10 protein-coding genes are annotated in these 9,660 nt (G+C 69.2%); 4 read left to right on the forward strand and 6 right to left on the reverse strand.

The features are described 5' to 3' along the window. Nucleotides 1-260: N-acetylmuramoyl-L-alanine amidase (locus tag VD972_RS25835; RefSeq protein WP_324991398.1), on the forward strand; the 260-nt coding region annotated here is incomplete at its 5' end. A 4-nt stretch (nucleotides 261-264) separates the two neighbouring features. On the opposite strand, the gene VD972_RS25840 is transcribed toward VD972_RS25835, so the two are convergent. Beyond that, nucleotides 265-819: a hypothetical protein gene (locus tag VD972_RS25840; protein WP_324991399.1), complete on the reverse strand. Its 555-nt coding sequence runs from the start codon at nucleotides 817-819 to the stop codon at nucleotides 265-267. A gap of 68 nt (nucleotides 820-887) precedes the next feature. On the opposite strand from VD972_RS25840, the gene ftsY reads away from it, so the two are divergent. After that, on the forward strand, nucleotides 888-2,465 hold the full coding sequence (ftsY, locus tag VD972_RS25845) for a signal recognition particle-docking protein FtsY (protein ID WP_324991400.1): 1,578 nt from the start codon (nucleotides 888-890) through the stop codon (nucleotides 2,463-2,465). An 18-nt stretch (nucleotides 2,466-2,483) separates the two neighbouring features. Here ftsY and VD972_RS25850 read toward each other — a convergent pair whose 3' ends face one another. Next, complete coding sequence (locus VD972_RS25850; RefSeq protein ID WP_324991401.1) at nucleotides 2,484-4,256, reverse strand: M1 family aminopeptidase; 1,773 nt, start codon at nucleotides 4,254-4,256, stop codon at nucleotides 2,484-2,486. Nucleotides 4,257-4,309: 53 nt separating this feature from the next. Here VD972_RS25850 and VD972_RS25855 point away from each other — a divergent pair, with 53 nt between their 5' ends. After that, on the forward strand, nucleotides 4,310-4,900 hold the full coding sequence (locus VD972_RS25855) for a hypothetical protein (RefSeq protein WP_324991402.1): 591 nt from the start codon (nucleotides 4,310-4,312) through the stop codon (nucleotides 4,898-4,900). A gap of 10 nt (nucleotides 4,901-4,910) precedes the next feature. On the opposite strand, the gene VD972_RS25860 is transcribed toward VD972_RS25855, so the two are convergent. Continuing rightward, entirely contained in the window at nucleotides 4,911-5,984 is a 1,074-nt protein-coding gene (locus tag VD972_RS25860; RefSeq protein ID WP_324991403.1) for a PEGA domain-containing protein, read from the reverse strand. A gap of 83 nt (nucleotides 5,985-6,067) precedes the next feature. On the opposite strand from VD972_RS25860, the gene VD972_RS25865 reads away from it, so the two are divergent. Next, nucleotides 6,068-6,655, forward strand: a complete 588-nt coding sequence (locus VD972_RS25865; protein WP_324991404.1) for a hypothetical protein — start codon at nucleotides 6,068-6,070, stop codon at nucleotides 6,653-6,655. Nucleotides 6,656-6,659: 4 nt separating this feature from the next. Here the strand turns inward: VD972_RS25865 and VD972_RS25870 are convergent, their stop codons facing one another. The 3 genes from VD972_RS25870 to VD972_RS25880 form a co-directional block, all read right to left on the reverse strand. Continuing rightward, a complete protein-coding gene (locus VD972_RS25870) occupies nucleotides 6,660-8,177 on the reverse strand; it encodes a cellulose synthase family protein (RefSeq protein WP_324991405.1) in 1,518 nt (505 codons plus the stop codon). 237 nt (nucleotides 8,178-8,414) lie between these two features. Next, the gene (locus tag VD972_RS25875) at nucleotides 8,415-9,068 is read right to left on the reverse strand and encodes a pilus assembly protein N-terminal domain-containing protein (protein ID WP_324991406.1); all 654 of its coding nucleotides are present in this window, start codon (nucleotides 9,066-9,068) and stop codon (nucleotides 8,415-8,417) included. A 140-nt stretch (nucleotides 9,069-9,208) separates the two neighbouring features. Next, nucleotides 9,209-9,660: HAD-IC family P-type ATPase (locus tag VD972_RS25880; RefSeq protein ID WP_324991407.1), on the reverse strand; the 452-nt coding region annotated here is incomplete at its 5' end.

Here is a 9,660-nt window from a genome sequence, read left to right on the forward strand (position 1 = left end):
AGGGCGAGCTGCACGGCAAGCCCACGGACGTGAACGGCCGGTCCATCGGCATCGAGCTCGTCAACGACGGCGGCGGCAAGACGCCCTACACCGATGCGCAGATGAAGTCGCTCATCCAGCTCACCGGCTACCTGAAGCAGGAGTACAAGGTGCCGATGAACAACATCGTCGGGCACAAGGACGTGGCGGTGCCCAAGGGCCGCAAGAGCGATCCGTCGGCCAACTTCAACTGGAACCGGCTGCGCGACGGCATCTCCTGAGGCTTCACGGCTGCGCCACGGGCACCGTCGCCAGCAGGATGCGATCCTTGCCGTCATTGCGCACGGTCTCCGGGTTGGTGAGCTTCAGCCGCGTGTCCGTGCGCGCCTCCCACAGCCCCATCCAGATGCTGACCGAGCGGGCCGGAGTTCCGGGCGGGAGGTAGAGGGCGAACTCGTCCCTCACCGTCTCGCCCGGCTTCCACTGCGTGGTGGGCAGCAGGCCGCCAGCGGGCTTGTGGTCCAGGTTCATCCGCTCCATCCGCCCGTCCGTGTCCTCCACGTGGACGAAGACGATGTAGTCCTCCACGATGGGCTGGAGCACCTTGAAGAAGACGGTGACGCGGGCCGGCTCGCCGGGGATCACCCTCCCCGGCTGCACCGTGCCGCCGACGAGCTCCACCTTGCCCCCGAGGTTGGCGCCGGTCCTCAGCGCCAGCGGGGGCACCTGCTGAACCGTGGCCTGGCGCCGCTCGGCCTCGGTGGCCCCTCCGGGCGCCTCGACGATGCAGGCGCAGAGCAGGAGCGTGGGGAGCAGGACGAACAGGCGGGGCAGGCGCATGGTGAGGAGGTTTCTACCGTTCCGCGGGCGCTGCATCCACCTGCGGATTGGTATAAGCGGTTCGCCCCATGAAGACTCCGACTGCCCTGGACGTCCTCGCTGCGCAGGTGCCAGCCCCCGCCCCCGTGCCTCCTCCTCCGGACACGGCGCCTGGGCAGCCAGGCACCCCGCCGGGCACGCCGACCCCCGAAGCAGGCCCCGTGGGCCAGGTGGTGGGCTACGGGGTGCTCCTGCTCTTCGTGGCGCTGATGGTGCTGGCGCTGCGCAAGGTGTTCCGCAGGCCCTCCCGCGGCCCCGAGAAGCCCGTCAAGCCCCCGGTGCCCGGCGAGGCCCCGAAGCCCGAGCTTCCGGCAGAGACGCCCGAGCTCCGTGTGGAGCTGCCCAAGACGGAGGCGGAGCTGGCCCGGCTGCGCGAGGCCGAGGAGGCCCATGCGCGTGCCGATGCGCTGGCCCTCCAGCGTGAGCAGGCGGCTCGGGCGGCCCGGGAGGCCACGGACGCCACCGAGCGCTCCCGCCTCGAGGCCGAGGCCAACGCCCTCAAGGCCAAGGAAGAGGAGGAGAAGAAGGCCGAGTACCGCGCCAAGAAGGCCGCCGAAGAGGAGGCCCGGGAGCGCAAGCGCCGGGAGCGCGAGGAGGCCGAGCTTCTGCTGGCGGAGCAGAAGGCGCGTGAGGCCGAGGAGGCAGCGGCAGCGCGCAGGGCGCAGGAGGAGGCCGAGCGCGCGAAGATGCGGGCCGAGGCCGGCAAGACGCTGGCGCAGGGCCTGGACAAGACGAAGAGCCAGGGCTTCATGGCCCGCCTCAACGGGCTGTTCGGCCAGAGCCGCCAGGTGGACGAGTCCGTGCTGGGGGAGCTGGAGGAGATCCTCTTCACCGCCGACATCGGCGTGCGCACCGCCTCCAGCCTGGTGGAGCTGGCTCGCGAGAAGCTCAAGCGCAACGAGCTGAGCAACCCCGAGCGCATCAAGGCTCTCATCCGCGAAGAGGTGGCGCGGATCGTCGATCTGCCCGTGCCGCGCACGCTGGAGGGAGGAGGGCCGCCGCACGTGGTGATGGTGGTGGGCGTCAATGGCGCGGGGAAGACGACCACCATTGGCAAGCTGGCCGCGCAGCTCACCGGCGCGGGAAAGAAAGTCGTGCTCGCCGCGGGGGACACGTTCCGCGCCGCCGCCACCGAGCAGCTGGACGTGTGGGCCGAGCGCGCCAAGGCGGAGCTCATCAAGGGCGAGGACGGCTCGGACCCTGGGGCCGTCGTCTTCGAGGCGGTGAAGAGGGCGAGGGAGATCGGCGCGGACGTCGTCATCGCGGACACCGCGGGCCGGCTCCACACCAAGGCTCCGCTCATGGAGGAGCTGAAGAAGGTCCACCGGGTGATGGGCAAGGCGCTGCAGGGCGCGCCCCACGAGGTGCTGCTGGTGCTGGACTCCACCAACGGCCAGAACGCCATCCAGCAGGCCCGGCAGTTCCATGAGGCGGTAGGCATCACCGGCATCGCCCTCACCAAGCTGGACGGCACCGCCAAGGGCGGCGTCATCATCGGCATCAGCGACGAGCTGAAGATCCCCGTGCTGTGGGTGGGCGTCGGCGAGAAGATCGCCGATCTGCGCCGCTTCGAGCCGCGCGAGTTCGTGAAGGCGCTGTTCGACTGAGCCGGGGGGCCTGCGGGCCTACTGGCCAGCCATGCCCTTCAGCATCTCCTCCAGCATCTTCTGGGTCTCCGCGTCGAGCTTCATGTCTCCCATGCTGCCGCCCAGCATGCTCTCGAGGCTGAACGCTCCGAGGTCCTCGTCTCCGTGGGACTCCTTCCACCAGCGGTTCTGGAGGCGCTCCAGCTCCCGGGCGCTCCCGGAGCTCGCCTTGGCCAGCTCCTTCCGGAAGCAGTCCAGGCAGGCCCACTTGTAGCGGTAGGTGTCCACGTACGAGCGCAGGCTCCGGAAGAACGCCTCGTCCCCCACCTTCTTGCGCGCGGCATGGAAGAACATGGGCGCCTTGCCATAGACGATGGCGCCGTACTCCATGGAGCTGCCGAACTCCTCGGTGGGCCGCTGGGCCGGCCCGTCCTCGCCGCCCATCATCCGGTGCATCTGATAGGCGGCCACCAGCGCCTCCTGCCGCAGGGACTCCGCCGCGGGCTTGCCGTGCGCCCACTCGAAGTACAGCACCGCCGCATACTGCGTGAGCGCCTCGTCCGCCACTGGCTCCTTGATGGGATCGGTGCCCACCAGGCCCGCGAAGTACTGGTGGCCGACTTCATGGGCCACGGTGAACTCCAGCGTGCGCTCGATGGACTTCGCGATGTTCTGGAAGGGATCCGCCCCGCCCTGCACGCCCACGCCCAGCGCGGACATCTGCTGCATCATCTCCCGGAACATCTCCATGCCCGGAGCCCCCTCGAAGATGCTGTTCGGATCGGCCGCACCCCGGTACAGCGAGGTGCCCACGGTGATGAGGCCCTGGAACTCCATGCCGCCCGCACCGTCCGAGAGCGGCGCCTCCACGACGCGGAAGTTCTTGTAGGGGAGCGCCCCGAGCTTCTGCTCGAACACCTCGAGCGCGGAGGCGGTGTACTTCAGCACGCGCTTGCCCACCGCCGCGTCCCGGGACGCATAGAAGCTCTCCACGGTGACGCCGTTCACCGTCTTCGAGTCGCGCTCGTAGCCTTGCGAGACGAACACCGGGAAGTCCCGCACCAGGGCCGCGGCGAAGCTGAAGCGCACACCGGAGGTCTTCTCCGGCACCTCGCCCATGGCCACGCCCGTGGCGTGCACCTGCCACCCGGAGGGAACGGTGACGGTGGCCACCACGTTCGAGGGATCATAGAGCGCCAGATCGCCGATCCCCGAGGGCCCCGCCCACGGTGTCCCGTCCGCGTTGAGCGGCGGCATCATCGGAACGATCCCCACCAGGCTCAGGAAGTCCGGCGCGGCCGAGAAGGCGCCATAGTCCCCCGGTGGCCCCGAGGCCCCCAGCGCGCCCAGGAGCGAGCCCGTGTTGGCCTTCGCCCGAGGGAGGGTGGCCTGAAGTGACACCTCCAGCTTCACCCACCCACCGGGCTCCACGGGGGGATCCACCGCCACCCGGATCAGCGTGGGCTCCGGCCGCTCGAAGGACGCCAGCTCGCCCGCGACCTTCGCGTCCGAGATCGTCACCTTCCGGCCGGAGGCGTTGGGCGTCACGCGCAGGAACAGCTCGGAGATCGTCCGCTTCTTGGCGAGCACCTCCACCTCCACCCGCCCCTTCACCTCACGCTTGCCTGGATCCACTTCCAGTTGCACCCGGTAGAGCGGCAGCTCCTCCAGCGGCCCTATGGCCTTCTCGGCCCGGTCACGCTCGGAGGGCTTGAGGTGCTGCAGGCAGAGCTGGACCTCGGGTGATCCACCCAGCACCGGAGCCGCGGAGAAGAGCAACGCGAGGAGGATCCAGCGAGGGGCAAGGGCCATGGGGGAATGCTAGTTGACCCTCCGGCGAAGCGCTCGCTACAAGCCTGAAGCTCATGACCGTCCGAACACTCTGCCTGGCCGTTGTGGCTGTCTCCCTTCTCGCCTGCGTGAAACAGGTGCCCGCTACACCTACTCGCTCCGGACCTCCTCGGCCCGTCCAGCTGCTGGCGGAGACTCCCGAGCGGGAGACCTCCCAGATCGAAGAGAAGCGCGAGGACGTGGAGATCGACACGCGCGACTTCGAGCGCACCCCGCGCGTGGTGGCCAAGGGGGAGACGCCGCTGCTCCGGCTGGAGGGCTCCCGGGCGCGGCTCTACGGTGACGCGGCGGGTAAGGAGGGCTTCTCGGTGGACAACCTGATCCTGCTCGAGGTGCTCGACGAGAAGGGCCAGGTGCTCAACCGCGGCGCGGTGGGCTTCACCGACTTCGTGCGCGTGCGCCGGGAGCCCGTGGACAACGTGGGGCCCATGTCCTTCAACTTCGAGCCGGGCGTGGTGGACCTCACCCACCTGCTCCCGGAGAGCGCCCCCTTCAAGGTCCGCGCCACGGTGCTGGACTACTCGGGCGTGGGCCGCGTGAGCAACGTGTTCCTGCTGCTCGAGCCCCGCGAGCGAGGAAGCGAGGACGACCTGCGCAACCAGTAAGCCCGGGCCCTCAGCGGCCTCCGGCTCGGAGGCCGTTGATGGTCTCGTCGCACCTACCGCCGCAGACGATGTCCGAGGTCAGCGGCGTGGTGCCACCCTGGGTTGCCACCACGGCGCCCGCGGCGGCGGCGGCCACCACGCCCACTCCGGCCCAGACGTACCAGCGCTTGAACCACGGCTGGCTCGGGCTCACCTCGGGCTCGTCCTTCGTGAGCGGAATCTTGTTCGCGTCGGTGACCGTCGTCTCGGGGGGCGTCAGCACCGGGATCGTCGGGGTATCCCCGCCCGCCACGAGCGTGGGCGGAGGCGTCTCGGCAGGCCGCAGGCTGGCCGTCACCGTGTAGTCCTTGCCCGCCTTCACGCTGAGGTTCTTGGTGTCGGGCTGGAAGCCCTCCTTGCTCACGACGATCTCGTAGCTTCCCGGCTTGAGCACCACGCCGTTGAGCGGCACCTCGCCTCGCGGCTGTCCGTTGATGGAGACGCTGGCGCCCGTCGGCTCCGCTACCACCGTCACCACGCCCGCGACGGCCTCGAGCGTCACGGGCACCTCGATCGGCTTACCCTTCGCCGTGATGCGGCGAGAGAAGTCAGCGAAGCCGGGACGGCGGACGACGAGGGAGTGCTCTCCCGGCTCCACCTGAAGGGGAGCGGACAGCGGCAGCGCCCCCACGTCCTTGTTGTCCACGAGCAAGCGCGCGCCCTTGACGCTGCCGGCCAGCTTCACCCTCAGCTCGCTCTTGCCTACGGTGGGGATCTCATCCACATCCAGAGGAGCCGGCTTCTTCGCCGTGGCGGGCTTCTTGGTGGGGGACGGCAGCGGGACGTCCAGCTCGTCCTCCACCGGCGCCGGCTTCTTCGCCGTGGCGGGCTTCTTGGTGGGGGCCGGCAGCGGGACGTCCAGCTCGTCCTCCACCGGCGCCGGCTTCTTGGCCGAGCCCTTCTTCGCCGAAGCGCGGCTCTTGCCGGCCTTCGACTTCGTCTTGCCCCCTGCGCTCGGCATGGGGACATCGAGATCCTGAGCAAAGGACTGGGGCGCCACCAGGGCGGCCACCAGCGCGAAGACGGCAGCGCGGTGAAGAGACATGGCACCCCGAAGGTTAGAGAGTCGTAACTGGAGGGTCAAACACTGTGCCACCTCGTGGCAGAGGTGATGAAAGATGCGCGCCCATGTCTCGTCCCTTGCCTCTGGTCCTTGTCCTGGGTGGCTTTGCCTTCGCCACCCTCGCTGCCTGCCCCACCCGAACCGTCGGCCCGCCGCCGGTGCACGTGCCCCCTGGCTGTGAGCAGAGCCAGGCTGGCGAGTACCACCATGTAGGTAACCCCGCCTTCCGCTACCTCTCCGAGGATGATGGCCGCACCCTGAGACTCACCCTGGTGCGCTCGCGGCGGGATGGAGGTGTCGGGGCTGCCCCGGAGGCAGGCGCCATCACGCTCGTGCTGGCGCGAACGCCCCAGGGCTTCCTCGGGGAGACGCACGCCACGGGGTTCAGCGTGGCCGGCACCCCCTGCCCGGTGAAGTTCCCCACGGAGGTGACAGCCTGCGGCGCGGCCACCCTCACGCTGCGCACGGTGGCGAGCACCTCCCTGGATGAAGCGTGCCGCCCGCCTCCCAGCGGCCCCGCGCCCAAGTGGACGGAGCAGGTGCTGCGCCGGGGACCTCCGCCCGCGCCCGAATCAGAGGCTGCCACCCCCAGCGCAAGGCCCACCCCCGATGCGGGCATGGGCGCTCCCGATGCGGGGAGCTCGGGCGGCTGAGCGCTCAGGCGGCCCGCTGGGCCTGCTCCTTGGGCGTCTCGAGCGTGCTGGGGGGAGCCTCGGCGGGCCTCCCCCGGCCCTGGAGCAGGCTGGAGAGGCCCACGTACAGGAAGCCCGCCTGGAACAGGATGATGAAGGGCACCGAGGTGTAGATGCGCGCGTCAATGGCGAACCACAGCGCGCCGGTGAAGTACGCCGCGAAGAGCAGCTCCACCAGGGGCATCAGCGTCTTGGCCCCCAGGTAGCTCTTCTTCACCTGCACCCCCTTCTTGCCCTCGGCGCCCGTCTTGGGCGTGCGGGTGAAGGCGGACTGCTGGTTGAGCAGCGCCTCCAGCACCGCCTTGGCGTTGTTGATGGCCAGGCCAATGCCCAGGCTCATCAGGAACGGCAGGTACTTCAGCCGAGCCCAGCCGCGGATGCCCTGCTCGCGCTGGGTGGCCACGTAGAAGACACACACGCTGGCCGTGGCCGTGACGAAGAAGGGCAGATCCAGGAAGAGCGTCCCGTACAGCCCGTGGTGGAAGCGCACCACCATGGACAGCGGCATCAGCACCGACAGGAGCACCATCAACAGGTACGCCATGTTGTTGGTGAGGTGGAAGAAGGCCTCCCGCTTCACCTCGAAGGGCAGATCGCTCTTGAGGATGGTGGGCAGCAGCTTCTTCGCTGTCTGGATGGAGCCCTTGGCCCAGCGGTGCTGCTGGCTCTTGAAGGCGTTCATGTCCACCGGCACCTCGGCCGGGGAGATGACCTCGGGCAGGAAGATGAACTGCCAGCCCTTGAGCTGAGCGCGGTAGCTCAAGTCGAGATCCTCGGTGAGCGTGTCGTGCTGCCAGCCCCCCGCATCCTCGATGGTGGTTCGGCGCCAGATGCCCGCCGTGCCGTTGAAGTTGAAGAAGCAGCCGGAGCGGTTGCGCGCCGTGTGCTCAATGATGAAGTGCCCGTCCAGGAAGATGCTCTGGGCCTGGGTGAGGATGGAGTACTCGCGGTTGAGGTGGCCCCAGCGCACCTGCACCATGCCCACCTTCGCGTCCGCGAAAAACGGCACCGTGCGCTGCAGGAAGTCCGGCGTGGGCACGAAGTCCGCGTCGAACACCGCCACGAACTCGCCCGAGGCCAGCTTCAGCCCGTTCTCCAGCGCGCCCGCCTTGAAGCCCTGCCGGTTCGTCCGGTGGATGTAGGCGATGTTGACGCCCTTCTGCCGGTGGCGCTCCACGCAGGCCCGGGCGATGCCGCACGTCTCGTCCGTGGAGTCATCCAGCACCTGGATCTCCAGCAGCTCGCGCGGGTAGTCGATGCGGGACACCGAGTCCACCAGCCGCTCCACCACGTACATCTCATTGAAGATGGGCAGCTGGATGGTGACGCGCGGCAGGACGGGCAGCACGCCCTGGGGCGTCGGCAGCTTGAACTTGTGGCGGTAGTACAGGTACGCCATCCGGTACCGGTGCGAGCCGTACACGGCCAGCACACACAGGACGGCGAAGTACACGCCCAGGAAGATGATCTCGACAGTGGTCATCGGTGACGCTCAACCCTTACCGCGGGTGCTGGCTCGCGGTCCTTCCATCGCGCGGCGGCCAAGGAACTGCGCCCAGCCAGACCGCCGCTCCTTCGGTCCGACGAGCCCCCGCACGTATCTGCCCGAAAACACAGGGTTTTACCCCCTGGTAGGCAACGGCGCCGGACAATAGGGATGCGTCAAGTGCGTGTCAAACAAAACCCCTGACACGAACGCCTGGGTCATCCTGCGAGTGTGTCAATGTGGACCGAGGGCCTCGCGGAGCTCGCCGTAGAAGGAGTCTGCGATGCGCTGGGCCTTGTCGCGCTCGGCCTCGTCGGAGACGGAGCCCTCGAGGAGGATGCGCTGGCCCACCACGACGGCCTTGGCCGCGCCGAGCCCGTTGCGCTTCAAAGCCGTGTTGATCTGCTCGGCGGTGGTGGTGAGGGCGGCCTGGATGACCTGGGCATCCACCCGCACCAGGAGCGTGACGGAGGAGCCGGCAACGAAGCGCCGCAGCTTCGCCATGTCCGCGAGCGACTCCACATATCCGTCGACAACGAGCTTGTCGCCGATGGTGCGGACCTCCAGACCGGAGAAGCCCATCTTCTCCAGCCCCTCGGCCAGCTCCTCCGCGCGGGGAGGCTCCACGACGATGGAGCGCTGGAGCTGCCCCTTGTCCGTCCACACGGTGAGGGCAGTGCGCCCGGTCCGCTGGGCGATGATGAGGAGCTGCGTCTTGCCCACCACCTGGACGTCCGCGACGTCCGGTGCGGCGACGGCGACGCGGCGGATGCTCGGGAAGTCGAGCACGCGCTGCTGGCCGGGGGCGAGCCGTACCTGGGGCTCCTGGGCCCACAGGGGCAGGGCTGCGAAGAGCACGGGAAGGAGGAGCCAGCGAAGGAGGCGCATGGGCGGGAGTGTAGCGCTCCTCTCCCCGCCAAGGCGGTGCCTCCCGGAGCTGTCCTCCCAAACCTGTCTACCTGTCTGACAGGTTCGGGCCCTGTGCCGCCAACAGGCAGCCCTCGCCCGAGTCCCCGTTCCACCCTCGCTCAGGTGGCGGCGCGCTGGACCTCAACCGCGCCCACCGTGGTGGCCGCCAGCGCCTGGGGCCGATAGCCGAGCAGCCGGAGTCCGTTGGCGACCACGATGAGCGTGCTGCCCTCGTGGAGCACCACGGCCTGGCTGATCTGGGTGATCCCCAGCACCGCGGCGACGATCAGCACGCCGCTGACGCCCAGCGAGATCACCAGGTTCTGCTTCATCACGGCCGTTGCCTTGTCCGCGAGGCTCAGCGCGAAGGGCAGCCGGGACAGGTCGTCGCTCATGAGCACCACGTCGGCAGTCTCGAGCGCGGCGTCCGAGCCCGCGCCACCCATGGCCACGCCCACGGCAGCGGCCGCGAGCGCGGGGGCGTCGTTCACGCCATCTCCCACCATCGCCACGGAGTGCTGCTTGCCCATCTCCCGGATGGCGGTGACCTTGTCGGCAGGCATCAGCGGCG

Source organism: Hyalangium sp. (assembly GCF_035629615.1).
GTDB lineage: Bacteria > Myxococcota > Myxococcia > Myxococcales > Myxococcaceae > Hyalangium.

Bases quoted from the DNA above. Each gene is read 5' to 3' on its own strand.
- VD972_RS25855 (WP_324991402.1), top strand. From the start codon at position 4,310: ATGACCGTCCGAACACTCTGCCTGGCCGTTGTGGCTGTCTCCCTTCTC.
- VD972_RS25860 (WP_324991403.1), bottom strand. From the start codon at position 5,984: ATGTCTCTTCACCGCGCTGCCGTCTTCGCGCTGGTGGCCGCCCTGGTG.
- VD972_RS25875 (WP_324991406.1), bottom strand. From the start codon at position 9,068: ATGCGCCTCCTTCGCTGGCTCCTCCTTCCCGTGCTCTTCGCAGCCCTG.
- VD972_RS25870 (WP_324991405.1), bottom strand. From the start codon at position 8,177: ATGACCACTGTCGAGATCATCTTCCTGGGCGTGTACTTCGCCGTCCTG.
- VD972_RS25840 (WP_324991399.1), bottom strand. From the start codon at position 819: ATGCGCCTGCCCCGCCTGTTCGTCCTGCTCCCCACGCTCCTGCTCTGC.
- VD972_RS25865 (WP_324991404.1), top strand. From the start codon at position 6,068: ATGTCTCGTCCCTTGCCTCTGGTCCTTGTCCTGGGTGGCTTTGCCTTC.
- ftsY (WP_324991400.1), top strand. From the start codon at position 888: ATGAAGACTCCGACTGCCCTGGACGTCCTCGCTGCGCAGGTGCCAGCC.
- VD972_RS25850 (WP_324991401.1), bottom strand. From the start codon at position 4,256: ATGGCCCTTGCCCCTCGCTGGATCCTCCTCGCGTTGCTCTTCTCCGCG.